We start from the raw sequence: 25,322 nt of genomic DNA on the forward strand, positions 1-25,322 counted from the left end.
GACCACCCCTCAGCCCCCAGGCGGTTCCCGCACCGTGAACCGCCTGTGCAGGCAACCCCGAAACACCCCACCTTCCCTCCTTCCCAAGGAACAGCCATGTCAGGACAAACAACGCTCGCACCCGCGGGCACGGCCGCAAAGCGCAAAGAGGCGCGCACGGTCATCATGTCCAGCTATCTGGGCAGCACCATCGAGTTCTACGACTTCCTGCTCTATGCCACGGCAGCCGCCGTGGCCTTCCCGAAGGTCTTCTTCACCGGTGCCGACGAATGGGTGGGTGTTGTAGCCGCCTATGCCACGTTTGCGGCCGGCTATGTGGCGAGGCCCCTGGGCGGCGTGATCTTCGGCCACTTCGGTGACCGGGTGGGGCGCAAGGGCATGCTGATCATTTCCATGGCGATGATGGGCATCGCCTCCACCCTGATCGGACTGATCCCCGGCGCCAGCGTGATTGGCCCCTGGGGTGCGGTCATCCTGGTGTTCCTGCGCGTCTGCCAGGGAATCGCCGTCGGCGGTGAATGGGGCGGAGCAGCACTGATGGCGCTCGAACACTCCGATCCCAAGCGGCGCGGCTTCGCGGCCTCCTTCGTCAACGCCGGCGCCCCCACCGGTGCTGTGCTCGGAACCGTGGTCATGGGGCTCTTCTCGGCGCTGCCGCAGGACGCCTTCCTAGCCTGGGGATGGCGAGTGCCGTTCCTGCTGTCCTTCGTGCTCCTGATCGTGGGCATGTTCGTCCGGCTGCGGGTGGCTGAAAGCCCGATCTTCGCCGAGGCGGTGGCAAAGGAAGGCGCCCAGGGCGTCAAGCGCAAAATCCCGCTGCTGGAGGTGCTGCGCCGGCCCAAGGCACTGATCATGATCATGTTCGCCGGTGCTGCCGGCTTCGGCCTCCAGGTGGTGCTGCCCACTTTCTCCGTCACGTACGCTGTGTCCAAAGGCGCGCCCCAGCAGGGCGTCCTGTACGCATTCGCCGGTGCATCCGCCATCTCGATTCTGTTCGTCCTGCTTGGCGGCCGGCTGTCCGACCGGTTTGGACGCCGTCCGGTGATGATCGCCGGACTGGCACTCTTCATCGCCTATTTGTTCCCCATGTTCGGAATGCTCAGCTCCGGCAACATTGGCCTGATCTTCCTGGCCTTCACGGTGGCCCTTATCCTGCACTCATCCCTCTACGGGCCGCTTGCCGCGTTTGTGTCCGAGCAGTTCGGCACCACCAACCGGTACACCGGTGCCGCCGTCGGATACCAGCTGGCCACCCTGATCGGCGCCGGATTCACCCCGGGCATCGTCGCCGGGCTGTACAAGGATTCCGGCCAAAGCATCGTCCCCGTGGTGGTGTTCCTGTCCGCCATGGCTTTGGTCTCGATTGTTTTCATCCTGCTGACGCGGGAATCTAAGAACAACGACCTCACTACGGTCCGTTAGGAGAACCATCATGGACAACAACGGAGTTGGATCCTGGCTGCACCGCCGCCGCGCCAAGTCAGGGCCGAAGGCCGCACTCATCTCCGGGGCGGACACCGTGAGCTACGCCGAACTCGCAAACCGTACCGACCGCCTGGCCAATGCCCTTCGCAACAGGGGAGTCGCCAAGGGGGACAGGGTGGCCTACCTCGGCGAAAACCACCCTTCCTTTGTGGAGACCTTCTTCGCCTGCGGGCTGCTCGGCGCCATCTTTGTCCCCTTGAACACCCGGCTCGCGGCCCCGGAGCTGCAGTTCCAGCTGCAGGACTCCGGGGCGCGGCTCCTCATCAATGCCGGTGCCCTCGACGCGCTGGCTGCCTCCTCCGTTGAAGAGACTGCGGTGACGCACCGCCTGGTGGTGGCGCCCGACGGCGGCACACCGGCGTCCGCTGGTACGTCACCAGCCGCCGTCGCGCCCTATGACGCGGCGCTTCAAGCGGCAGCCGCAGCTCCCTTGGATTTACCGGTGGGCCTGGACGACGCTGCGATGATCCTCTACACCTCGGGCACCACGGGCAAGCCCAAGGGGGCCCTGCTGACGCACGGGAACATCACCTGGAACTGCATTAACACCGTGGTGGACATGGACCTGAGCCGGAACGACGTGGCGCTCATGATCTCGCCGCTGTTCCACGTGGCCTCGCTGGACATGGGCCTCCTGCCGATGCTGCTCAAGGGTGCCACCGTGGTGCTGGAAGCCAAGTTCGACGCCGGCCGGGTTCTTGAGCTGATCGAGCAGCATAGCGTCACCACGCTCAACGGCGTTCCCACCACGTTCCAGATGCTGTGCGACCACCCGGCCTGGCCGGCGGCGGACCTCAGCTCCCTGGACAAGCTCACCTGCGGCGGTTCGGCGGTTCCCCGCCGGGTGCTGGACGCCTACGAGGCGCGCGGCGTCGGCTTCACCAGCTGCTACGGCATGACCGAAACCGCGCCGGGCGCCACCATGCTGCCCGTGGAAAGGTCCAAGGACAAGGCGGGCTCGGCAGGCCTGCCCCACTTCTTCACTGACGTCCGCATCGCGGACCCCCTCGGCGGCCTTGCCGCCGGGGGCGAGGTGGGCGAAATCCAGATCTCCGGCCCCAACGTGATCAGCGGATACTGGAACCGTCCGGAAGCCACTGCGGCAAGCTACGCGGACTCCGCCTGGTTCCGCTCCGGCGACATGGGCTACCGGGACGATGAAGGCTTTATGTTTGTCTCGGACCGGCTCAAGGACATGATCATTTCCGGTGGGGAGAACATCTACCCGGCGGAAGTCGAAGCTGCCATCGCGGAACTGGAGGCGGTGCAAAGCGTCGCCGTCATCGGCGTCAGCGATGACACCTGGGGCGAGGTTCCACGCGCCGTGGTCACCCTGCGCGATGGTGCCACACTCAGCCAGGAGCAGCTCCGGAGCTACCTGGATGGGCGGCTGGCGCGCTACAAGATCCCGAAGTCCGTGGTGTTTGTCGATGAGATGCCCCGCACGGCGAGCGGCAAAATCCGCAAGGTGGAGCTCCGCAACCAAGTGTGAGGCGTCGGGCGCCGCTGGCGGCGGAACATCCCCTGTTCTGTTCGACTAACGAACTTTTGTACGATTAATGAACATCTATGTATCCTTGTTAGCTGAATGGCATGCCGTAGGTCACTTGTACTTGTGACACAACCCTCAGGGGTTGCTCCTATTTCCTGTCCCTAATCAATGAGGATTCATGACAACTTCTCCCTCCGCCTCCCCGTCCCGATGGCCAGTGTGGCTCTGCTGGCTGGCAATGGTCCTGGACGGCTTTGACCTGGTGGTGCTTGGCACCGTCATTCCAACACTGATCAAAACCGGCGAGCTCGGCTTTGACGCGGTGGGTGCCACTTTCGTGGCCACCATTTCCCTCGTCGGCGTGGGTTTGGGGGCACTCTTCATCGCCCCGCTGTCCGACCGCTTCGGGCGCCGCAAGCTGCTGGTTGCCTGCGTGCTGTGGTTCTCGATTTTCACCCTCGCGGTGGTCTGGGCTCCCAACGTGGCAGTGTTCGGCGTTTTCCGGCTCCTGGCCGGCGTTGGGCTTGGGGCATGCCTGCCGGCCGCCCTTGCCTACATGAATGACTACGCGCCGGCAGGGTCCGCCGGTAAGTCCACCACCCGAACGATGACCGGGTACCACGTCGGCGCGGTAGCTACCGCTTTCCTGGCATTGATGGTGATTCCCGATTGGCGCACCATGTTCGTAGTAGGAGGCGTTGCGGGACTGGTCCTCCTGCCGTTCCTGTGGTTCAAACTGCCGGAGACCTTGCCGGCGGCAGCATCGCAGCCCACCCGGACGGAGGAGCGGACCGGGTTCCGGGACCTGGTGCAGAAGCCCTACCCACTGGTCGCCGCGGCGATCGCCGGGGCGTCGTTCATGGGGCTGCTGCTGGTATACGGCTTGAACACCTGGCTTCCGCAGCTCATGGCGTCCGCCGGTTATCCCGTCAGCGCAGGACTTTCCCTGCTCCTGGTCCTGAACCTTGGCGCAGTTGCCGGCCTCATCATCGCCGGCATCCTGGCGGACAAGCACGGGACCAAACCCATCGTCCTGCTGTGGTTTGGCCTTTCGGCAGTGTTCCTTGCCCTCTTGAGCATCAAGGTGGACAACCCCATCCTGCTCAACGCCCTGGTCTTTGTCACCGGAGTGTTCGTCTTCAGCTCGCAGGTGCTCGTATACGCCTGGGTCAGCCAGTTGTTCCCGGCCCGCCTGCGCGCCACGGCCCTCGGATTCGCCGCAGGCGTCGGCCGTGTTGGCGCCATTACCGGACCCGCCGTGACAGGCGGACTGGTGGCGGCCGGGATCGCCTACCCCTGGGGGTTCTACGTCTTCGCTGCAGCCGGCGCCCTCGCCGTGGTAGCCCTGCTGGCGGTCCCTCACGCCATTGCCGCCACACGGACGGATGTCACCGCACCGTAGGCCCGGACCAGTTTTCCGCTGACGGCCCTGCCGTGGAGGTCATTCAGTCAATAGGCGCCGGGCCGAGGTCATCAAGCAGTTTCTGCATGGCTACGTACGCCTTGTTGCGGTAGGTGATCAGCTCGGGGATGCGCTCGGCCGGGACGTTGAGGAACCCTGCTCCGCTCTTGGTGCCGAGCTTTCCGGCCTCCACCAGGTCAGTGAGGATTTTCGGCGTGGCAAACCGCTCCGGGAAATCCTCCTGCAGCGAGTTGTAGCAAAAGTTGTACACGTCCAGCCCGGCCATGTCCGCAATGGCGAACGGGCCGAAGAACGGCAGCCGGAAGCCGAAGGTGGTGCGGACCAGGGTGTCGACGTCGTCCGCCGTCGCGATGCCCTGCTCCACCAGCTGCGCGGCCTCGTGGAACAGTGCGTACTGCAGGCGGTTCAGGACGAAGCCGGTGACGTCCTTGACGACGGCGGTCTGTTTGCCGGCTGCGTGGACCAGCTCGCGGACAGCCCCCACGGTGGCGGCAGATGTGCCGGCATGCGGGATGATCTCCACCCCTGGAATGAACGGCGACGGGTTTGAGAAGTGCACACCGAGGAACCGCTCCGGGTTGCTGACCGGCCCTGACAGTTCGGCAATGGAGATGGTGGAGGTGTTGGAGCCGATGATGGCGTCCGGCCGGGTCGCGGTGCTGATGCGTGCCAGCGTCTGGTGCTTGATGGCAATGACTTCGGGGACCGCTTCCTCGATGAAGTCCGCGTCCGCAACGGCTTCCTCGATGTCCTTCGCGGCCCAGAGGTTCTGCTTTAGGATCTCCGTGGAACCGGCGGGAAACAGTCCGTCGGCCACGTACTGTTCAGACTCCGCCAAGAGGCGGTCGTAATTGCTCTGGGCCACCTCCGCAGACACGTCGGAGAGTGCTACGTAGGCACCGCCGAGGGCCAGGACCTGCGCGATCCCGCCGCCCATGTAGCCGGAGCCGACGATGGCAATCTTCCTGGGGCCGGGGGCACCACTAGAGGTAGCTGGGTTGTCTGGTTTTTCCGTCATGATCAGACTGCTTTCGTTGATTGGGGTTCATAGGCGCAGATGGCATCCACCTTGGCGGCGGAGGCTGAGGTCTCGTCGAAGCGGTAGCCAAGCCAGTCGCCCACCAGTTTCTTGGCCAGTTCCAAGCCGATGACGCGCTGGCCCATGGTGAGTACCTGCGCGTTGTTGCTCAGCACGGATCGTTCAACCGAGTAGCCGTCGTGGGCGGTGACGGCACGGATGCCCGGGACCTTGTTGGCCGCAATGGCCACGCCCAGCCCCGTGCCGCAGATCAGCAGTGCCCTGTCGGCTTCCCCGTCGGCCACTTTGCGCGCGGCGTGGACGGCGACGTGCGGGTAGGCGGTGGAGTCGTCCGCGCCCACCCCCACATCCAGGACGGAGGCCACCCGGCTGTCCGCTTCGAGCAGGGCCTTCAGCGCTTCCTTGTATTCAACGCCTGCCTCGTCGTTGCCAATGACTATGCGCCATCCTGCTGCTGCGCCCTGGCCCGGGCTCATGCTTCGGCTCCATTTCCGGCCACGGAGGCGGCTGCCAGCCGCGAATCAACAAGGGAAGAATCAGATGGCCCGAGGTACTCGGCCACCCGGCCCGCGATCAGGGCAAAGGAAACCGCGCCGGGATCCGGATGGCCCAGGCTCTTTTCGGCCAGCGGGCGCGCCCGCCCCTTCCGCGGACGGAGGGAAGCAGTGGCGTCAGCTGCTTCCCGCGCGGCAGCCGCACCGGTGGCCAAAGCCCCCGCAACAGGAGCGCCGCCGTTGAACGCCGACTGGAAGGCGCCGCGGAAGGGAAGCAGCGCGTCCACCATGGTCTTGTCCCCGGGTACGGCCTTGCCCAAGGCAGTGATGGCGTCTGTAAAGGCGATCACGACGGCGGGTGCATCGGCACGTCGATACGAGACTTTATTGCCGAGGATCCTTCCGGCGGCCTGCACCGCGGATCCCCACAGCGCCCCGGAGGTCCCGCCAGCGCGTTCGCTCCAGGCTTCCCCGGCCGCGGTAAGCACCCGCTGCACGGAAGCACCGTCAGCCGAGGCGTCCCGGGCTGCTGCCGCTGCAGCCTCCACACCCCGGCGCATGCCGATGCCGTGGTCGCCATCCCCTGCAAACGAGTCCAGCTTGCCCAGTTCCTCAACGTGTTCGACGACGACGTCGTGCACCTGCGCAAGCACGGCGGCTGCCAGCCGGCCCAACTCAGCCGCTGCCGCCGTCGTCTCTTCCGCTTCGGCCGCCACGGCGTCCTCCGCTGCGGCCAGTTCCCGCCGCGCCCGCGGTGCCAGGTTGCCCTTCCGGAACCCGGGGGTGTCGGCCGGGGCCGCCCAGTAACGCTCGAGTTCGTCGTCAAGCCACAAAAGGGTGAGGGAGAGCCCGGACATGTCCAGGCTGGTGACCAGCTCGCCGCACTCCGGTTCCACCACGGTCAGGCCCGCGTCAGTGAGGAGCCTCTCGATCCTCCCGAACAACACGAACAGTTCCTCGTACTTCACCCTGCCCAGGCCGTTGAGGATGGCCACCACACGGCTCCCCGCGTCCTCAGGCCTGTCTGCGAGCAGCCGGGAGACGAGCAGCCGGGCAAGTTCAGGCGCCGTGGGCATGAGGTGATCGGAGATCCCCGGTTCGCCGTGGATGCCCAAACCGAGCGACATCTGGCCGGCCGGCACGTGGAACAGCGGTTCGGCAGCGCCCGGCAGGGTACAGCCCTCGAAGGCCACGCCAAGGGTACGGGTGCAGTAGTTGGCGCGGACAGCGAGCCGTTCGACGGCGTCGAGGTCCAGTCCCGCTTCGGCCGCGGCGCCCGCGATCTTGAAGACCGTCAGGTCACCGGCAATTCCGCGTCGTTTTTCGATCTGGTCCAGCGGGGCGCTCGCGATGTCGTCCGTAACGAGGACGGTCCGGGTGTCGATGGCTTCAGCGTTCAACCTCTGCTGTGCCTCCCCGAAGTGGATCACGTCGCCGGCGTAATTGCCGTAGCTGAGCAGCACGCCGCCGCCGGCGTTAGCCGCCTTCGCCACCCGGTAGACCTGCCCGGCCGATGGCGACGTGAAGATGTTGCCGCACGCGGCGCCTGTTGCCAGGCCGGGCCCCACCAGGCCGGCAAATGCCGGATAGTGGCCGGAACCGCCACCCACTACCAGGGCCACCTGGCCGGCGGGCACTTCGGTGGAGCGGACTACGCCGCCGTCCACCCGGGCAACATAGCGGCGGTTGGCCGCCACCAGGCCGTCCAGTGCCTCCTCCGCAAAGTCTGCGGGGTCGTCGAAGATCTGGGTCATGGTTTCCTCATTGAATCCTTGGTTGGGAAGGCCGTGTTTTAGGCCATAATCAGTTACACGCGGGCGAGCTTCGCCGCCCGCTGTTGCCGCCCCTGGGCCACCTGGCTTTTGCCCATGGCGTAGCCGTCCGTCTTAGGGAGCACATGCCGGCGGAGGTAGTCCTGGTTGCTGGCTGCCACGCTCAGGCCGTCTCCGCCGTAGTGCTCGGTGCAGAGGATGCCCTGGAAGCCGACGGACAGGGCCAGTTTGAAGGCCTCCCGGTAATTGATGAGGCCGCTTTCCATGGGAGCCGGCATGGTTACGTACATGTCCCGGGCCACGTCCTCGTCCCGGAAGTAGTTCTTCATATGCCAGTAGTTGGAGAACGGCAGGGTCTTGGCCACCAGCTCCCGCCAGTCCTCGACGGGCCGGTGGAGCCGGATCAGGTTACCGAGATCCGGGTTGAGGCCCACGTTTGGGAGTCCGATGTCCTGGACGAGGCGAACGGATGAGTCCGCAGTGCCCAGGTACGTGTCCTCATACATCTCGAGCGAGAGCAGGACGCCTGCTTCAGCCGCGTGCCGGCCGAGGTCGCGGAGACGGCTTACCGCCCTGCCCCAAGTCTCCTTGTCATCCGACGGGTCCTTGTGGCCTTCGACCGTCCAGAACCACAGCTGTTTTTGCTGCTCGGGCGTGATGGCCTGGTGGAGGCCGACGGAAACAACCTCGCAGCCCAGTTCCGCGGCCGCGTCAATGGTCCGGTGGCTGTACGCCAGGTTGGCTTCCCAGTTGGCTTCCTCAATGACGCTGCGGCGGATGGCGGAAATTGCCGGGATGCCGATGCCGACGTCCTGCGCAATCTGCTTGAACTCAGCGAGGCGGTCCCGGCTCAGGTCACCGGGGCGAAGCCAGCTGTCGGTCAGGTCGGCGTTCTCGAACCCGGCCTCCTTGACCTCGGTCAGTGCCTCAGCCCAAGCCGGGGAATCACCGTCATTGATATGGGTTCCCTGGGCGCTGGTGCCCGGGAACGGCAGCATGGCCGCGGTGATGGGCCAGTTTTCGGCTGTGTAGGCCATGAATACTCCAGTGTCAGTAGATGGATCTGCCCAAATCAGCAGCTCCCAGGAAGCGGCTTCCTATGCCTGCAGCACGTCCACATCGTTGGTCAGGACGGTTAATTCGACGCTCGCCGGCCGCTCAACCGTGCTGTTGATGCGTACCGTTGAGCCACTGCGGGCTGATTCGAGGACTGACTCCATGACTTCCAGGGCATGGTAGGCCAGGGCTCCGCCCGCCCGGGGCTCGGCGCCATCCGGGGTGGAAGCGAGGTCCGCGATGCCAAAGCCGCGTCCGGAGTCGACGTATCCGGCGGACACGGGGAGGGTTTCCCAGGCGTCAGCGCCCAGGGAGAACAGCCGCACCTCGCCATCAAAGTGGTTGGGGTCCGGCACCACCAGTGATCCGCGTTCACCGTGGATCTCGATGTTCGGTGACTTGGACTTTACGGCGTCGAAGCTCATGAACAGGGTGGAGAGCGCGCCGGAGGCGTGGACCAGGACGCCGGTGACGTGGGAGTCGATTGCAACGGGGACTTTTTCGCCCTGCCGCGGCCCGGAGCCGATGGTCCGTTCATTGCGGGTGTGGCTCGCGGCGCCCACCACCGAGACGACAGGGCCCAGCAGGGTTACCAGGGCGGTCACGTAGTAAGGACCCATGTCCAGGAGGGGGCCGCCGCCGGGCTGATAGTAGAAGTCCGGATTCGGGTGCCAGCGCTCGTGGCCTGGTGTCACCATGGTGGCGGAGGCGGAAATCGGGGCGCCAATCAGCCCGTCATCGATGGCCTTGCGGGCGGTCTGGATGCCGGTGCCAAGTACCGTATCTGGTGCGCAGCCGACGACGACACCTGCCTCACGCGCTGCCTCCAGCACCGCGCGTGCCTCGGCAGTTGTTGCGGCAAGGGGCTTCTCGCCGTAAACACTCTTGCCTGCGGCGATAGCCTTCAGCGCCACCTGGGCGTGTGCGGCCGGAATGGTCAGGTTCAGGACCAGTTCGACGTCGTCCGCTGCGAGGAGTTCGTCAACGGAAACGGCGCGGACGCCCTCGTATTGCTCGGCCACCGCCTGGGCACGTGCCGCATCGAGGTCCGCCACCGCCACCAGTTCGATGTCCTCCAGTTTCCGGAAATTCGTCAGGTACTGCGCGATGATGGCTCCACAGCCGACGATTCCCAGTTTCAACGGCTTGCCCACAGCATGCCCCTTTCGATGATGGTGCGGACGTTGGTGTCCTGGAGGATTTCGACGCGGTGGCCGGGAGTAGCGACGAAGATGCGCCCCTTGCCCCATTGGCGGGTCCAGATGGCCGGGGAGGTCACTTCGCGGTTCCAGGGATCCCACTCCCGGACCTTCTGGGTGGTGGTAGCGAGTACGTCGATGTAGTCGTCAGAAAGGACCCAGTACTGCTCGGTGACAAGGTCGAAGTCCGAAAGGCCCTTCGTGATGGGGTGCTCGGCGGCGGCGGGGAGCATGTTGACGGTGTAGGGCACGTAGTTGTCGGCCTGCTCGCCGGTACGTTCGTCCGGGTGCTTGCCGGGATGGCAGGCGAACTGGCCACCAATAAGGTGCAGGTAGTCGGAGTTGTTCCGGTAGGAATCGGCGATCCCGCCGTGCCAGCCGGCCAGGCCGGTGCCGTTTTCCACGGCCGCGCGCAGCCCGGCGAACTCGTCCTTTTCGATGGTGCTCATGGTCATGCACTGCAGGATCAGGTCCACCCCTGCCATATAGTCCGCGTCGGCGTACACCTTCGGGGATTCCTCGACGCGGACGTCGTAGCCGTTGTCCTGGAGGTAGGGGATGAAGAGCTCCGTGGTCTCGTAGGGCTGGTGGCCGTCCCAGCCGCCCCGGACCACCAGGGCACTTTTGCGTTCTGTCATTTTGGGTTCCTTTGTTTGGCTACCGGCAGGTTAGGGCCAGTGAAAGTCGGGTCAGCGGCTGGCGAAGGCGGCATCGAAGGCGGCTGCCGGCGGGGCGATCCTGGCGAGTTCCTGGACCATGGCCAGGGCCTGCGGGGCGCCGATAAGCCGGTCCATTCCGGCGTCCTCCCATTCAATGCTGGTGGGGCCGTCGTAGCCGATGGCGTTAAGGGTCCGGAAAATCCGGTTCCACTGAACGTCCCCGTGACCGGCGGTGACGAAGTCCCAGCCGCGCCGGGGATCTGCCCAGGCAAGGTGGGAACCCAGGCGTCCATTTCGGCCGTCCAACTGACGGACGGATTCCTTGACGTGGACGTGGAGAATGTGTTCGGCGAAATCCTGCAAAAACATCACCGGGTCCAGGTCCTGCCAGATGAAATGGGACGGGTCGAAGTTCAACCCGAAGCTCTTGCGGTGCCCGATGGCTTCCAGGGTGCGCTTGGCGGTCCAGTAGTCGTAGGCAATTTCGGAGGGGTGGACCTCCAGGGCGAAACGGACCCCCACCTCGTCAAAGATGTCCAGGATGGGGTTCCACCGGTCCGCGAAGTCCTGGTAGCCGGCGTCGATCATTGCCTCCGAGGCGGGTGGGAACATGGCCACGGCCTTCCAGATGGACGAGCCGGTGAACCCCGTGACGGTCTTCACGCCGAGCCGGGCAGCTGCCCGCGCGGTGTCCTTCATCGAATCGGCGGCCCGGCGGCGCACGCCTTCCGGTTCGCCGTTGCCCCAGATTTCCGCCGACAGGATGCCCTGGTGGCGTTCATCAATGGGGTCATCACACACGGCCTGACCGGTGAGGTGGTTGGCGATGGCGAAGACCTGCAGGTTGTTCTTCTCCAGGATGTCCAGCCGGCCCTGGAGGTAGTTGTCGTCCTCCGCCGCGCGGCGCGGGTCAAGGTGGTCGCCCCAGCAGGCGATCTCGAGCCCGTCAAAGCCCCACTCACCCGCGAGCCGGGCTACCTCTTCGAAGGGCAGGTCGGCCCACTGGCCGGTAAAGAGCGTGATTGGTCGTCGTGTCATTGTGGTTCCTTGTCCTGTAGTTACGTTCCTAGACCTTTTGCCACTGGCTGGAGTTGGCGGCACTGGCCTCCACGGCAGCGAGCACCCGCTGGACCTGCAGGGCGTCCGAGAAGGACGGTTCCGGCCGGCGGCCCTCGCCGATCGCCGTCACGAGGTCCACCACCTGGTGGGTGAAGCCGTGCTCGTAGCCCAGGCCGTGGCCGGTGGGCCACCAGTTGCCCACGTAGGGGTGCTCGGGCTCAGTAACGAAAATCCGGCGGAAGCCGGCGTTCGGAGACTCCGCTGCGTCATAAAAGGACAGGACGTTCATGTCCTCGTAGTCAAAGGCGAGGGAGCCTTTGGTGCCGTTCAGCTCCAGGCGCATCGCGTTCTTCCGGCCCAGCGCGTAACGGCTGGCTTCGAAGACGCCGATCGCGCCCGTGGAACCAGCGCCGCCGTCGAATTTTGCGCTAAAGACGGCGGCGTCATCCACGGTGACCGTTCCACGGGGTGCGTCGCTGCTGATGTCACCATGACCGCCCAGCCCCACAAGCTCACCGGCCAGGGGACGTTCCGGTACAAACGTTTCGAGCAGTGCCGAGACTCCGGTGATGTTCTGGCCAGTGACCCACTGGGCGGCGTCGATGCTGTGGGCCCCGATGTCGCCGAGGGAGCCGGACCCGGACTTGCTCTTGTCCAGCCGCCAGGTCATGGGGGCATTTTCATCCGAGAGCCAGTCCTGCAAATACTGGGCACGGACGTGCCGGAGGTCGCCCAGCCTGCCCTCGTCGACGAAACGTTTGGCCAGTGCCAAGGCCGGTGTCCGGCGGTAGCTGAAGCCGCACATCGAGAAGATGCCCTGTTTGGCGGCGGTCTCCGCAGCGAGAGTCATCCTTTCCGCTTCCTCCACGGAGTTCGCCAGGGGCTTTTCGCACAGCACATGCTTGCCGGCCTCCAGTGCCGCGATCGCGATTTCGGCATGGGTGTCACCGGGTGTGCAGATATCGATGAGGTCGATGTCATCGCGCTCGATCAGGCGGCGCCAGTCCGTCTCAACTGATTCCCAGCCAAGCTTGTCTGCCGCGGCCCGAACGCCGTCGGCATTCCGGCCGGCGACAGCGGTAAGCCGCGGCTGCAGCGGCAGGCCAAAGAACCGTGGCGCGGTACGCCAGGCGTGGGAGTGGGCTGCACCCATAAAGGCGTAGCCCACCATGCCGACGCGGAGGGGCTCTGCAGTGGTCATGGGAATGTCCTTTCGTAAAGATCCTGGTTACTTGCTGAAGCCGGCGGTGAGCCCGGCGAGCAATTGGCGCCGGCCGATCACGTAAAGCACCAGGATTGGCAGGGTGCTGAGCACCACCGAAGCGAGAACGGCAGGGATGTTGACGCTGTACTCGCCCTGGAATGTCCACAAAGCCAGGGGGAGGACGCGCAGGCCGGGACTCTGGGTGAGGACCAGCGGAAGCAGGAAGCCGTTCCAGACGTGCAGGCCGTTGTAGATGGCGACGGTCACGATCGCGGGGCGGGTCAGCGGCAGGGCAAGCCGCCACATGGTCTGCCATTCACTGCAGCCGTCCAGCCGCATCGACTCGAACAGCTCGTTCGGGACATCGCGGATGAAGTTGGACAGGATCAGTACTGTCAACGGGATGGCAAAGGCAATGGAGGGAAGCATGAGTGCCAGCAGGCTGTCGTACAGGTTGAGCCGGATGATCATCAAGTAAATGGGGATGATCGTCGCCTGCAACGGGATGGCCAGTCCCATCAAAAACATGCCATTGACCAGCTTCAGGAACCTGCCCTTGCCCCGCACGATGGCAAACGCGGCCATAAAGGAGATCAGAACCGTCGGGATAACTGCCCCGAGCGTGACGATCGTGCTGTTCATGAAGTACTTCGCGAAGTCGGCCTCAAGCACCAGCTGGTAATTTTCCAGGGTGGGTGATGCCGGCAAGGCTAGCGGATTCTGGCCGAAGTAGCCCTCCTGCGTCTTCAGGCTGGTGATGACGACGTAGTAGACCGGGATGATGATGATGGCGAGCCAGATCCAGCCTGCGAGGCCTGCCGGGATATTCAGCCGCCTCATCCGGGAACCAAACCCCCGCTGGACGGTGGTGGAGCTGGTTCGGGAACGCGTGGGAGTTTCCTCCGCGCTGCTTTTCAGGACGGTGCTCACCCTACATACCTTCCAATTGGCTGCCCTGCTTGTCCTTGCCTCCAAGGCGCTGGAGGAACAAGGCAAGAGCAAGGCCGATGAGTACGAGAATGACGGCGATGACGCTTGCCGGGCCCATCAGGTTGGCCCGGAAACCCCGCAGGTACATGTCCAGGGCCAGGATCCGCGTGGAGTTTCCCGGCCCCCCGCCCGTGAGGACGAAGATCAGGTCGAAGTACGTCAGCGATCCGACCACCATCAGGGTGGACGAGGTGATGATGGTGTACTTCAGTTGGGGGAGCGTGATGTGGAAGAACTGCTTGATCGTTCCCGCTCCGTCGATCTCTGCCGCTTCGTAGAGCGACTTGGGGATCTGCCGCACGCCGCCCTGGTAGATGAGCGTATGGAACGGCACGAATTGCCAGGCAATCACGAAGACCACCAAACCCAGGGCAAGGTGCGGGACGCCCAGCCAGTCCTGGGCCAGGAAGGGCAGGCCCAGGCCCGTGGCCAGGCCGAAGTTTGGGTCCAGCAGGGCCTTGAAGGCGATGGCCACTGCTGCCGATGAGAGCAGCAAAGGCAGGAAGTACAGCACCGCCAGGGCGGCACGGTAACGCTGGCTTCCGGCCGTGAAGACTCCCAGGAGGAGGCTGATCGGAGTCTGGACCAGCCAGGAGGCGATCATGATCAGGAAGGTCAGTCCCAAGGCGTTGTACAGCCCGGGGTCCGCCAGCACCGAGAACCAGTTGCTCATGCCCGCTGACCCGATGGCACCGATGCCGTCCCAGCTGGTGAAGCTCAGGATAAGGACACCGGCCAGCGGCACGACGGCGAAAACCAGGAAGAAGAACAAAGCCGGCAGTGTCAGCCATGCCAGGGCAGCATTACGCTGCCCGCTGTGCCCGGCGTCAGTTCTGGCGGGGACGGCAGTCCTGCGGGCGGTGGAGACGGCGTTACTCATTTTCCGAGCGTGCCGTTCATGTTCTCGGCGAACTGCTGCGGCGTGATGGACTTCAGGAACAGCTGGTCGATGTTGTTCAGCAGGGCTTCGGCGGCCGTGGGGCTCAGGGCCTGGTCCCACGACTGCTGGAAGCTCGGGGCGTTCTTGGCCAGGTCGTAGACGAAGTTCAGGAAGTCCTTGTCCGCAGACGTATTGAGCTTGTCCTCGATGCCGTTAACGATGGGAACGGATCCGGAATTGATGTAGGTATCAATGACTGTTTCGGTCAGGATGCCGTCTTTGAAGAACTTCTTCGCCGTTTCTTTTTCCTTGTCGGTGGCCTTGGAGGAGATCGACATGTACTGGGCAGGGTTGCCCACGCCGTTCTTCGGGTCGCCCTTGCCGCCGGCAACGGTGGGGAATTGGACGAAGCCCAGCTTGCCGTCCTGGACGAAGTTCTGGCCACCCTTCTTCATCGCACCGTAGGTCCATGAACCATGCAGCATCATGGCTGCCTTGCCGGTGAACAGCAGTGCCTGGTCTGCATTGGAGTCTGCGGCGATGGAGGAGAAACCCTTGATGAAACCGTCTGCCGAGACGAGCTCCTGGATCTTGGTGCCGGTCTCAATCACGGCGGGATCCAGCCAGGCATCGGGCTTGCCTTCGAAGATGGCGGTAAAGACCGCAGGGCCGCCGATGCGGTCCAGCAGGTATTCAAGCCACATCATGGACGTCCAGCGTGACTGTCCACCGAGGGAGAAGGGTGCCACTCCCATGCCGTTGAAGGTTTTGACCAGAGACATGACGTCGTCCCAGGTCTTGGGCGGCTGGACGCCCGCCTTTTCGAACAGTTCCTTGTTGTAGAACAGGACGATCGGGGCCACGTACTGGTTGGGCACCGCGTAGATCTTCCCGTTCACGGTTGCTGCACCGAAGGAGGCCGGGAAGAACTTGTCCTTCACGTCCGGGTTCTCATCGAACCAGCCGGTCAGGTCGTCTACCTGGTTGGCCTCGGCATAGGTCTTCAGGGTGCCGCCGCCCCAGCCGTAGATGATGGTTGGGGCCTGGCCGGCGCCGATCGCGGTTTTGATCTTGGTTTTGTATGCATCGTTCTGGAAGTAGGTCACTTCGATCTTGTTGTCCTGGTTTGCCGAAGTGAAGGTGTCCACCGCCTTCTGCATGGTGGTCTGGTTCGGTTCCCCGGACAGGTACCACATGCTGGCGCCGCCGCCGGCACTGGAGGTGCCGGGTCCCGACGTCCCACAGGCAGTGGCCGTCATGGCGGCGAAGGGAGTAAGGGCGGCAAGGGCGAGGAAAGAGCGGCGGGAGGTCTGGGGTTGCTTCATTGCTTCTCCATCTGAAATTGCTTCTTTGCAACGGTTAGGGTGTGAGGTCTGCCCGCAGTTTCGAAAGATTTCGAACGCGTGATTTAGGTCACGGTCTAAACTAAAGGCGCCAGCAGCTAGAGGTCAATAGCTCGCTCGAAGTTTTTTACCGGACGATTTTTCCCACCCTTGACCGCCCGCATCCTGCATGGGAACAATGAAACCTACGAAAACTTTCGAAAGGTTGCGAACTTATGGTCGTGAAGATGCCGGAGCGGGCCAAGCCGACACTCGCGTCTGTGGCGCGGCAGGCCGGCGTATCGGCGCCTACGGTCTCGAAGGTGGTCAACGGGCGTGAAGATGTAGCGCCGGAAACGCGGGCACGAATACTGGCTGCCCTGGAGCAGGCGGGGTACCAGTCCCCCCTGCAGCGCCGATCCGCTGCGGAGGCAGGGACCGTCGTTGAGGTGGTCATTGACGTGCTTGACTCCGCCTACATGATTGAGGTTCTCAACGGGGTACTGCAGTTCGCGGCGGGTGCCGATGTTGAGATCATGTTGAGCGTCACGGGTCCGGCACCTTCGAGCCCCCGAGGCCCGGAGCGCCGCGCCCAGCGAATGATGGACGAGGGCAGGGCGGGGATGATTGTGGTGACGTCTGCTTTCAGCGAGGCGCAACTGCATGCGTTCCGGCGCCGCCACATTCCCGTCGTCGTCATCGACCCACTCAATCCGCCCTCAGCCGATGTGGTCAGCGTAGGAGCGACCAACTGGGCCGGCGGCAAGGCCGCGACAGAACACCTTCTCGAGTTGGGGCATCGGCGCATCGCCTACATTGGCGGGATACCGGGGGCTGAATGCAACCAGGCACGGCTGCACGGGTATATGGCTGCTTTGATGGCCCAGGGCGTTCCCGTAGAGCCTCAGTACATTATTTCCGGCGGCAAATTCCGCCGCGAAAGTGGGATCACCGGGCTCAAGGCGCTGCTCCAGCTCGACCAGCGCCCTACGGCCATCTTTGCCGGAAGTGACAGCATCGCCCTGGGTGTTCTCGGCGAAGCAGGCCGTCACGGTATCCGGGTTCCGGAAGACATCAGCCTTATCGGCTTCGACGGAACAAAACAGGGCGAGGAGTCCGTCCCGGCGCTAAGTTCCGTAGCTCAGCCGCTGGAGGAGATGGGGCGGGCAGCGTTGCGGTCGCTCCTGCGCCAGGCACGGGGAGAGGTGCTCGATTCCCACCGTGTGGAACTCGCCACCCAGCTTATCGTCCGGGACTCGACAGCCCCGCTCACCGGCGCTTCCATGGGATGAGATTACGAAGGCCCTCTCCACTTATGGGCTTGTTCAGTTACCTTTCGCGGCTGGAGACGGGGCTTCACCATCAAGGGCTGTGAGCTGTACGGATTCCCACGTCTCCCCATAGGGCACCTGATCGTTCAGTTCGACAGTAAAGCGGCCCGGGCCGCGCCTGGTGACGAGGATGCCCCGCACGGGGTTTTCCTGAGCCAGGGCCCGAAGCTGTTGGATGGAGACGTTCAGCTTGTCATCAGCCTCGGATCTGGTGGTGGCAAGGACGGTCAGGCAGTGCGGCGTTCCCATGGAATTCCTTTCAGGGGTTGCAGGCGGCCGTGCGAAGGGCACGGCCGCCTGCGTCTTATCTCAGTTGCCTGGTTCCACCGTGACATCGCAGTGCAGCCTGCGGGTGTGGTCAACGATGCGTGTTTCACCTGTCAGCTGGAAGTTGGCCCGCAGGCGGATATCCCCGCTGGAAGCCCCGAACCGGAGTTCCAGGTCGCCAGCCTCGACGATCCGTTTGCCATCCCGGCCGGTGAACGACGCGACGTCGGCCGGCACCGTGAAGGAAACCCGCGCCGAAGCTTTCGCCTCAAGCGGCACGCGGGCATACCCCACCAGCTTCTGCACGGGGCGGACCACTGAGGCCACGGGATCGTGGAGGTACAGCTGGACGAGCTCGACGCCGGCACGGTCTCCGGTGTTCGTGACGGTGATGCCGGCCTTCACCGCACCATCCATCGCGACGGTCGAGGGCCCCTCCAGTGCCAGGCCGCTCCATTCAAAGGTGGTGTAGCTGAGGCCGTGGCCGAAGGGGTAGGCGGCGGCAGGATCGATGTTGGAAACACTGCTGGCCTGGGCCAGCGGGGAGGCCAGGTATGACGATGGCTGGGCTCCCGGCCGGGCGGGGATGCTTACGGGCAGCCGGCCGCTGGGGTTGACGCTGCCGCTGAGGATCTTCGCCACGGCCGGCCCGCCTTCCTCGCCGGGGAAAAATGCCTGTACGATTGCGGCGGCCTTTTCGGCAGCGGATCCCACGGCGTAGGGGCGGCCGGTGAGGAGTACCAGCACCACGGGGACGCCGGTTGCAATCAGCCGGTCCAGCAGCTGCTGCTGGACGCCCGGGAGCACCAGGGATTCCACGTCGCAGCCTTCACCGCTGGTTCCCCGGCCGAACAGGCCGGCGCGGTCGCCCATCACGGCGATGACCACGTCGGCGTCGCCGGCGGCAGCAACGGCGTCGTCAAATCCCTCGGTGGATGGGCCGTCGATGGAGCAGCCGGCCGCTACCGTGATGGGGCTGTCCGGGAATTCGGCCCGCAGGGCCTGCGCCACGGTGGGCAGTTCGATGCCAACCGGGACGTCCGGGTGCTGCCCGCCGACGTGTGCCGGGAAGGAGTAGCAGCCGAGGAACGCCCCGGTGTTGTCGGCGTTGGGCCCGACGACGGCGATGCGTCCGGGATTGCGCAGCGGCAAGATCCCGTTGTTGCTGGCCAGGACGATGGACTGTTCGGCAATCCGGGCAGCAAGCTTCCGGTTGGCCTCAGTGTCCAGGGTGATGCTGCCCTCCAGCCCCGCGGTGCTCTGCAAATCGGCGTTCTGCAGCGCAGGGGGAACAGCTGACCAGTCCTCATCCAGCAGGCCCAGTTCGATTTTCTGCACGAGCACCCGATGCAGGGCACGGTCAATGAGGCTGACGGGAACGGTTCCGGCTTCGACTTCGGCGATGAGGTGCTCACCGAAAGCGTGCACGGTGGGAAGTTCGACGTCGACCCCGGCGGCCAGGGCGGCTGCTGCAGCTTCGCCGAGGGACCCTGCAACGCCGTGCAGGTTTTTCAGGAAGGCGATGCCGAAGTAGTCGGCCACTACGGTGCCGCTGAAGCCCCACGTGTCGCGCAGAAGGCCAGTGAGGAGGGAAGCATCGGCGGCGGAAGGGACACCGTCCAGGTCGGTGTAGGCATGCATAACGGAGCGGACGCCGGATTCCCGGACGGCCATCTCGAACGGCGGAAGCAGGACGTCTGCCAATTCCCGGGCGCCAACGGAGACGGGGGCCAGGTTCCGGCCTGCCTTTGAGGCCGAGTAGCCCACAAAGTGCTTGAGTGTGGCAACGATACCGCTGCTTTCCAGGCCCTGAATGTATGCGGTGGCCAGGGTGCCGATCAGGTAAGGGTCCTCACCGATGGTTTCCTCGACACGGCCCCAGCGGGCATCCCGGACGACGTCGAGGACGGGGGCAAGGCCCTGATGCACGCCAACCGAGCGCATGTCGGCGCCAATCTTGGCGCCCATGCTACGGATGAGTTCGGCGTTGAAGGTGGCGCCCCACGCGAGCGGCACGGGGTAGGCGGTGGCCTGCCAGGTGGCGAAGCCGGCCAGGCATTCTTCATGGACCAGGGCCGGGATGCCGAAGCGGTTGGCGGCGGCAATGCGCTGCTGGGTCCGCTGGAGCGACAACGCACCCAGTGCCGGGTCTACGGGGGCGGTGCCGAACGGCCTGGTCAGCTGTCCCAGGCCGTTCGGCAGGATCTCGTCGAGGTCCACTGCCGGGTTCATTTCATTCTGGTGGGGGGCTACTTCCCCGCCCTCCGTTGAAGCACCTACCCAGATGCCGAAGAGCTGCGCGGTTTTCTCCCGAAGCGTCATGGCGGCAATCAGGCTGTCAGCGCGCTCCTGGGGGGTGGATGCGGTGTCGCGCCACGGCGCGCTGTGAGTTTTGGTTTCTGTCATGATTACTTTCCGCCAGCGCCCATGAGGCCCTGGACAAGCGCGCGGCGCGCGAAGAGGTAGGCGAGCAGTACCGGCACCATGGACAGGGTCACGGCCGCCAGAAGTCCGGGGATGTTGACGCCGAACTGCGTCTGGAAGTTGAACAGGCCGAGGGTGACCACACGGGTGGATTCAGACTGCGTCAGGATCAGCGGGAAGAGGAAGCCGTTCCAGGCCTGGAGTGCCGAGAACACGGCGATGGTGGACATGCCGCCTTTGGACAACGGCAGTACCAGACGCAGGAAGGAACGGGCGGGGGAAGCACCGTCCATGGCCATGGCCTCGTAAAGCTCCGGTGTGATGTCGCGCATGGTGCCGCTGAGGATGATGGTGCAGATCGGGAGTGCGAAGGCTGCCGTCGGAAGAATAACGCCGAGCAGGTTGTCGTAGAGGCCCACCGTGTTGATCAGGTAGAACACCGGAACGATGACAGCCTGGGCGGGAATCGCCAGGCCCAGCAGGAACAGGCGGAAGATGGCCGACGCGGCACGGCTCTGGCTGCGCACAATGGCATAGCTGAGCGGGGGCACCAGCAGCAGGACGAGGCCCACCACACCAAGGGTGACGATAACGGTGTTCAGGAAGTACCTGCCGAATCCGCTGCTGATGGCATCCACGTAGTTCTGCAGGGTAAAGCTGGTGGGGAAGGACAGCGGCCCGTTGTCGCCGAACTCGGCACGCGTCTGGAAGGTTGCAGACAGCATGACGTACAACGGAACAGCAACGATGGCCAGCCAGATGAAGGCGCCGATGCCGGCGAGGTAATTCGGACGCGTTTTCATTTAGAGCCCCTCCATGGAACTGCGCATCTTGTCGTACCCGGAAACGCGGACCACAGCGAAGGAGATCGCGGTGGAGATGACCACGAGCACCAGCGCAATCGCGCTGCCGGTGCCGAAATCGAACCTCCGGAAGGCTTCCTGGTACATGTGGAAAGCGGTGATGGTGGTGCCGGTTCCCGGTCCGCCGTTGGTCAGGATGAGGACTGTTTCGAAAGTCGTCAGGCCGCCGACCACCATGAGGATCACGGACGTGACGATGCTGTTCTTCAGCTGCGGCAGCGTGATGCTGAAAAACTGCCTGACGGTGCCGGCGCCGTCGATCGATGCAGCCTGGTACAGGACCGGCGGGATCTGGCGGGCGGCACCCTGGTAGATCAGTGTGTGGAACGGCGTGAACTGCCACATGCCCACGAAGATCAGCACCGCAATGGCACCGGTCTGGGTGCCCAGGACGTTGCCGTCCCCAAACAGCCAGGACATCTGGCCGGGGATACCGAAGTTGGGGTCAAGAAGGGCGCGCCACAGGACGGAAATCGCTGCGGAGGACAACAGCAGCGGAACGAAGTAGATGGCGCTGAGGATGGCGCGGTTTTTCTGATTGCCGGCTGCCCAAACGCCCAGCAGGATGCTCAGCGGAGTCTGGGTCACGATGCCGAGCACAATAAACAGCAGGCTGAGCCAGAGGCTCTGGAGCATAACCGGGTCCTGAAAAAGGGCTTCCCAGTTCTTGAGCCCCACGAATTTAGGATCGCCGAGACCGCTCCACGAAGTGAAGGACAGCACCGCCACCGCAACAAGCGGGACCAGCGCGAAAAGCCCAAAGAAAATGGTGGCAGGAAGGGCCCAGACAAAGCCGGGGCGACTCGAGGAGGAGCCGACCCGACGTGTCGGACGGCCCTTTTCAGGGCCGCCCGTACGTTCCGGGCGCCTGCGGTTTGCAAGCGTCGTCGTCATGATTTTTCCTAAAGGCTCTGCATGGCCTTGATGAAGCCGTCTTCGTCAATCTGTCCACTGAAGAACTGGGAGACGGCGGTGAGGATGGTGACAGTTGCTTCCGGCGGGTATGCCTGGTCCCAGGAGAGCTGGAACGACGGAGCTTCCTTCACCAGGTTGAACTGGTACTTGGCGTATTCAGGGTCTGCCGCCTTGTCGAGGAACTTTTCCGTGTTTGTGGTGGTGGGGAGGTTACCGATGGCTACCTGCTCCTGCACGAACTGATCTGAGTACATGAGCTTCAGGAAGTCGCGGGCGGCTTCCGGGTAGCGCGTGTTTTTGTGGATCGAGTAGAAGTTGTTTGTGTTGCCAACGAGGTTGTTCTCGTCGCCTTTTCCACCGTCGATCTTCGGGAACTCGCTGTAGCCGAGGACGTCCGCGGCGAACTTCGCATCATTGCTCTGCTGGGTGGAGTACTCCCACGACCCCATGAGCTCAAAACCGGCCTTGCCGCTGGCAAGAAGGGCGGGGGAACCGCCGTCGGTGAACTTCACTGAATCGAAGTTGGTGCCGAAGGCCCCTGCGTCAACCAGTTCGCGAAGCATGCCAAGGGCCTTGCGGCTTTCTTCCGATTCCCAGACGCTGGTGTCCCCTTCCAGCGCCTTCTGGAACAGACCCTCGCCTGCAACGCGGTCGTAAAGGTACTCAAACCACATCAGCGTGGGCCACCGGTCGCCGGCACCGAGGGCGATGGGGGTGATGCCCTTGTCCTTGAGGATCTTTACGTCCTCCAGCAGTTCATCCCACGTGGCCGGCGGGTTGCTGATCCCGGCGTCGGCCAGGACCTTGGAGTTGTTGAAAAGCATGACCGGCTGGGTGCCCCGCATAGGAACCCCGTATGCCTTGCCGTCGATAACCGCAGTCTCAAACACAGACGGCAGGAAGGCGTCCTTCAGCTGCGGATCTTCCTTAATGAAGTCGTCCAGTGGAAGCACCAGGTCGGCGTCCACAAAGCTCTTAATGCTGCCGCCGCCCCAGTTGAAGAAGATATCCGGTGCGGTGGGGGTGTCCATGATCGTCTGCAGCTTGGACTGGTACTCGCCACCCGGAATCTTGTCGAGGACAATCTTCACCTCAGAGGTAGCGTTAAAGGCGTCGATCATCTTCTGTTCAACTACGTTGCCTGCGTCGCCGTACATGGCGACGTGAAGTTCATTCTCCGGCCGGCTTGACGCGCCGGACTCGCCGGAGCAGCCTGCCATTGTCAGGCCAAGGGCAAGTGCCGCACCGCCTGCAATAGCGCGGGCGACCCATCCATGGTTGTTCATCTTCGAACGCCTCTCGAAAGTTTCGATACTTTGATCGAAAGTTATTTGACGTTTGCCAGTGTAAGTTGCGTTACACCGAAGGCGCAAGGTGCCAACATTTTTTAGTACCAACGGGCAAAACTCCGGCTAAGCTGGTCCTCATGTCCAGCCCAGTATCGTCCGACGCGCGCGTGACCCTCGCCCAATTGGCGGAGGAAGCCGGCGTATCGCTGTCCACTATTTCGAAGGTTCTCAACGGTCGTTCGGACGTTTCTCGTAAAACTCGTTCGAAAGTTGAGGAGCTCCTCGAGGAGCACGGCTATAAGCGGCGCAAGACCACTGCGTCCAAATCCGCACTCCTGGAACTTGTCTTCCATGAGCTTGAGAGTGCCTGGGCGCTGGAAATCATCAGAGGCGTAGAGAACGTCGCAAAGGCGAACGGCATGAGCGTCATCCTCACCGAGAGCGGCACGAGGCATGCTCCCGGAACGGATTGGATTGAGGGCGTAATGGCACGCCGGCCCGCCGGGGTGGTACTCGTCTTTTCCGATCTGCCGCAAGAGTACCGGCAGCAACTGGACGCCCGCTCCATCCCGTTCGTGATCATCGACCCGGCAGGTGACCCTGCCCCCGATGTGCCTTCGGTGGGATCGGCCAACTGGGCCGGAGGCATGATGGCCACCCGCCACCTCATCGAACTCGGCCATACGCGCATTGCCGCCATCTCCGGTCCGGAGGACATGATGTGCTCCCTGGCCCGGATCGACGGCTACAGCTCCGCCCTAAACACCGCGGGCATCCCCATGGACCGGGCCCTGATCAGATACGGTGACTTCCACGTGGACGGCGGCCGGAAGCATGCCCTTGAGCTGCTGCAAATGGAGCAGCGGCCTACTGCCATCTTCGCCGGCAGTGACCTGCAGGCCCTCGGCGTGCTGGACGCAGCCCGCCAGCTGGGAATTTCCGTCCCCGCCCAGCTGTCCATCGTGGGTTATGACGACCTTCAGGTGGCACGCTGGTCCAGCCCGGCGCTGACCACCGTGCACCAGCCCCTGATAGAAATGGCTGAAGAGGCGGCCCGGATGGTCCTGCGGCTCCGGGAAGGTGAGCGGCCCAACAACCTGCGCCTTGACCTGGCAACATCCCTTGTTGTCCGCCAAAGTACTGCAATCTGCCCCGACTAGTTGCGGGCAGTGTCTTCTGAAAGGAACACCATGTCCATTGCGGGGCCCAACGGAGAGCTGATCATCCTCGAGGCAGGGGACTATAAAGCCACTGTCGCCAGCGTAGGAGCCGGACTCGTAAGCCTGTCATTCCAGGGCCAGGACATTGTGCTGCCCTTTCCGGATGATGAACTGCCGCCCGCCTATGCGGGGAAGGTGCTAACGCCGTGGCCCAACCGGGTGGCCGGGGGCGCCTACACCTTCGCCGGCCAGCGCAATGAGCTGCCGGTAAACGAGGCTTCTACCGGCAGTGCCCTGCATGGGCTGGCGCTCTGGAATGCCTGGCAGGTGGAGCAACGCTCGAACAGTGAAGTGGTACTCACGCATCTGCTGCACGGAGAACCGGGCTACCCGTTCCAGCTCGCGCTCTCAGTGCGCTACGTGCTCGACGCCGGCAGGGGGCTTAAGGTCGAGCTTCACGCCGCCAACTGCGGCACGGCGGCTGCCCCCTATGGCTGCGGCTTCCACCCTTACATCACAGTGGGCGGCGAGATGGTCGACAACTGTGAATTGAGCTTCCGGGCCGGCAAAGTACTCCTGACGGACGAAAAACTCCAGCCCACTGACCTCCTCGACACCGCAGGTACGGACTTTGAATTCTCCGAGGCCCGGATGCTGGCTTCACAGTCCCTCGATCACGCCTTTACAGACCTCCCCGAGGGGAAATGGGACGTGATGCTGCGCAACCCCGCCCTGAAGCTTTCAGCAGTGGTGGAGGCCAGAGGAACCGACGCCCCGTGGCTGCAGCTCTACTCAGGAGAGCTGCGCGGCCGGAAGGGCCTGGCTGTTGAACCCATGACCTGTCCGCCCGATGCCTTTAATTCCGGCCAGGACCTTGCTGTCCTGGAACCCGGCCAGTCACACTCCCTGACGTTCCGGATCCACGCAGTCGAGGGTTAGCGGCAGTATGCAAAAAGCAGCCCGGAACCGTGTGGTTCCGGGCTGCTTGTCTGTATTGCT

General features: G+C 63.9%; 22 protein-coding genes. 6 read left to right on the top strand and 16 right to left on the bottom strand.

Features of this window, described 5'->3' with window-relative positions:
- The first annotated feature begins 96 nt into the window (after nucleotides 1-96).
- The 3 genes from M1E07_RS20835 to M1E07_RS20845 all read left to right on the top strand — a co-directional run bounded on the left by M1E07_RS20835 (nucleotide 97) and on the right by M1E07_RS20845 (nucleotide 4,379).
- Nucleotides 97-1,422 (top strand): MFS transporter, encoded by a 1,326-nt coding sequence (locus tag M1E07_RS20835; RefSeq protein ID WP_461188491.1) that lies wholly within the window; start codon nucleotides 97-99, stop codon nucleotides 1,420-1,422.
- Between the two features lie 10 nt (nucleotides 1,423-1,432).
- On the top strand, nucleotides 1,433-2,977 hold the full coding sequence (gene menE, locus M1E07_RS20840) for an o-succinylbenzoate--CoA ligase (protein ID WP_461188492.1): 1,545 nt from the start codon (nucleotides 1,433-1,435) through the stop codon (nucleotides 2,975-2,977).
- A gap of 178 nt (nucleotides 2,978-3,155) precedes the next feature.
- Nucleotides 3,156-4,379: an MFS transporter gene (locus M1E07_RS20845; protein WP_461188493.1), complete on the top strand. Its 1,224-nt coding sequence runs from the start codon at nucleotides 3,156-3,158 to the stop codon at nucleotides 4,377-4,379.
- Nucleotides 4,380-4,422: 43 nt separating this feature from the next.
- On the opposite strand, the gene M1E07_RS20850 is transcribed toward M1E07_RS20845, so the two are convergent.
- Genes M1E07_RS20850 through M1E07_RS20900 form a run of 11 tightly spaced genes read right to left on the bottom strand, consistent with a single transcriptional unit; the run spans nucleotide 4,423 to nucleotide 16,077 of the window.
- Nucleotides 4,423-5,418: a 3-hydroxyacyl-CoA dehydrogenase family protein gene (locus tag M1E07_RS20850; RefSeq protein WP_461188494.1), complete on the bottom strand. Its 996-nt coding sequence runs from the start codon at nucleotides 5,416-5,418 to the stop codon at nucleotides 4,423-4,425.
- A gap of 2 nt (nucleotides 5,419-5,420) precedes the next feature.
- A complete protein-coding gene (locus M1E07_RS20855) occupies nucleotides 5,421-5,915 on the bottom strand; it encodes a ribose-5-phosphate isomerase (RefSeq protein ID WP_461188495.1) in 495 nt (164 codons plus the stop codon).
- The gene (locus M1E07_RS20860; protein WP_461188496.1) at nucleotides 5,912-7,687 is read right to left on the bottom strand and encodes a dihydroxyacetone kinase family protein; all 1,776 of its coding nucleotides are present in this window, start codon (nucleotides 7,685-7,687) and stop codon (nucleotides 5,912-5,914) included. Before M1E07_RS20860 ends, M1E07_RS20855 begins: the two co-directional genes overlap by 4 nt.
- A gap of 53 nt (nucleotides 7,688-7,740) precedes the next feature.
- The gene (locus tag M1E07_RS20865) at nucleotides 7,741-8,742 is read right to left on the bottom strand and encodes a sugar phosphate isomerase/epimerase family protein (RefSeq protein WP_461188497.1); all 1,002 of its coding nucleotides are present in this window, start codon (nucleotides 8,740-8,742) and stop codon (nucleotides 7,741-7,743) included.
- Between the two features lie 60 nt (nucleotides 8,743-8,802).
- On the bottom strand, nucleotides 8,803-9,915 hold the full coding sequence (locus M1E07_RS20870) for a Gfo/Idh/MocA family protein (RefSeq protein WP_461188498.1): 1,113 nt from the start codon (nucleotides 9,913-9,915) through the stop codon (nucleotides 8,803-8,805).
- Nucleotides 9,900-10,598 (bottom strand): ThuA domain-containing protein, encoded by a 699-nt coding sequence (locus tag M1E07_RS20875; protein WP_461188499.1) that lies wholly within the window; start codon nucleotides 10,596-10,598, stop codon nucleotides 9,900-9,902. The genes M1E07_RS20870 and M1E07_RS20875 overlap by 16 nt, the downstream gene beginning before the upstream one ends.
- 51 nt (nucleotides 10,599-10,649) lie before the next feature.
- Nucleotides 10,650-11,657 (bottom strand): sugar phosphate isomerase/epimerase family protein, encoded by a 1,008-nt coding sequence (locus tag M1E07_RS20880; protein ID WP_461188500.1) that lies wholly within the window; start codon nucleotides 11,655-11,657, stop codon nucleotides 10,650-10,652.
- A 28-nt stretch (nucleotides 11,658-11,685) separates the two neighbouring features.
- Nucleotides 11,686-12,879: a Gfo/Idh/MocA family protein gene (locus M1E07_RS20885; protein WP_461188501.1), complete on the bottom strand. Its 1,194-nt coding sequence runs from the start codon at nucleotides 12,877-12,879 to the stop codon at nucleotides 11,686-11,688.
- A 27-nt stretch (nucleotides 12,880-12,906) separates the two neighbouring features.
- Entirely contained in the window at nucleotides 12,907-13,812 is a 906-nt protein-coding gene (locus M1E07_RS20890; protein WP_461188502.1) for a carbohydrate ABC transporter permease, read from the bottom strand.
- 1 nt (nucleotide 13,813) lies between these two features.
- Complete coding sequence (locus tag M1E07_RS20895) at nucleotides 13,814-14,752, bottom strand: carbohydrate ABC transporter permease (protein ID WP_461188503.1); 939 nt, start codon at nucleotides 14,750-14,752, stop codon at nucleotides 13,814-13,816.
- The gene (locus M1E07_RS20900; RefSeq protein WP_461188504.1) at nucleotides 14,749-16,077 is read right to left on the bottom strand and encodes an extracellular solute-binding protein; all 1,329 of its coding nucleotides are present in this window, start codon (nucleotides 16,075-16,077) and stop codon (nucleotides 14,749-14,751) included. The genes M1E07_RS20895 and M1E07_RS20900 overlap by 4 nt, the downstream gene beginning before the upstream one ends.
- A 233-nt stretch (nucleotides 16,078-16,310) precedes the next feature.
- Here M1E07_RS20900 and M1E07_RS20905 point away from each other — a divergent pair, with 233 nt between their 5' ends.
- Nucleotides 16,311-17,366, top strand: coding sequence for a LacI family DNA-binding transcriptional regulator (locus M1E07_RS20905; RefSeq protein WP_461188505.1), 1,056 nt, complete (start codon nucleotides 16,311-16,313; stop codon nucleotides 17,364-17,366).
- 33 nt (nucleotides 17,367-17,399) lie between these two features.
- Here M1E07_RS20905 and M1E07_RS20910 read toward each other — a convergent pair whose 3' ends face one another.
- The 5 genes from M1E07_RS20910 to M1E07_RS20930 are packed head-to-tail and all read right to left on the bottom strand — an operon-like array spanning nucleotide 17,400 to nucleotide 23,160.
- The gene (locus M1E07_RS20910; protein WP_461188506.1) at nucleotides 17,400-17,654 is read right to left on the bottom strand and encodes a hypothetical protein; all 255 of its coding nucleotides are present in this window, start codon (nucleotides 17,652-17,654) and stop codon (nucleotides 17,400-17,402) included.
- 60 nt (nucleotides 17,655-17,714) lie between these two features.
- Nucleotides 17,715-20,078: a beta-xylosidase/alpha-l-arabinosidase gene (locus tag M1E07_RS20915; RefSeq protein WP_461188507.1), complete on the bottom strand. Its 2,364-nt coding sequence runs from the start codon at nucleotides 20,076-20,078 to the stop codon at nucleotides 17,715-17,717.
- 2 nt (nucleotides 20,079-20,080) lie between these two features.
- Nucleotides 20,081-20,899, bottom strand: coding sequence for a carbohydrate ABC transporter permease (locus tag M1E07_RS20920; RefSeq protein WP_461188508.1), 819 nt, complete (start codon nucleotides 20,897-20,899; stop codon nucleotides 20,081-20,083).
- Nucleotides 20,900-21,853, bottom strand: a complete 954-nt coding sequence (locus M1E07_RS20925) for a carbohydrate ABC transporter permease (RefSeq protein WP_461188509.1) — start codon at nucleotides 21,851-21,853, stop codon at nucleotides 20,900-20,902.
- A gap of 8 nt (nucleotides 21,854-21,861) precedes the next feature.
- A complete protein-coding gene (locus M1E07_RS20930) occupies nucleotides 21,862-23,160 on the bottom strand; it encodes an extracellular solute-binding protein (protein ID WP_461188510.1) in 1,299 nt (432 codons plus the stop codon).
- A 140-nt stretch (nucleotides 23,161-23,300) separates the two neighbouring features.
- Here M1E07_RS20930 and M1E07_RS20935 point away from each other — a divergent pair, with 140 nt between their 5' ends.
- Both M1E07_RS20935 and M1E07_RS20940 read left to right on the top strand, forming a co-directional pair.
- Entirely contained in the window at nucleotides 23,301-24,323 is a 1,023-nt protein-coding gene (locus tag M1E07_RS20935) for a LacI family DNA-binding transcriptional regulator (protein ID WP_461188511.1), read from the top strand.
- Between the two features lie 30 nt (nucleotides 24,324-24,353).
- Nucleotides 24,354-25,262, top strand: coding sequence for an aldose-1-epimerase (locus tag M1E07_RS20940; RefSeq protein ID WP_461188512.1), 909 nt, complete (start codon nucleotides 24,354-24,356; stop codon nucleotides 25,260-25,262).
- Nucleotides 25,263-25,322 lie beyond the last annotated feature (60 nt).

Source organism: Arthrobacter sp. Z4-13 (assembly GCF_054792705.1).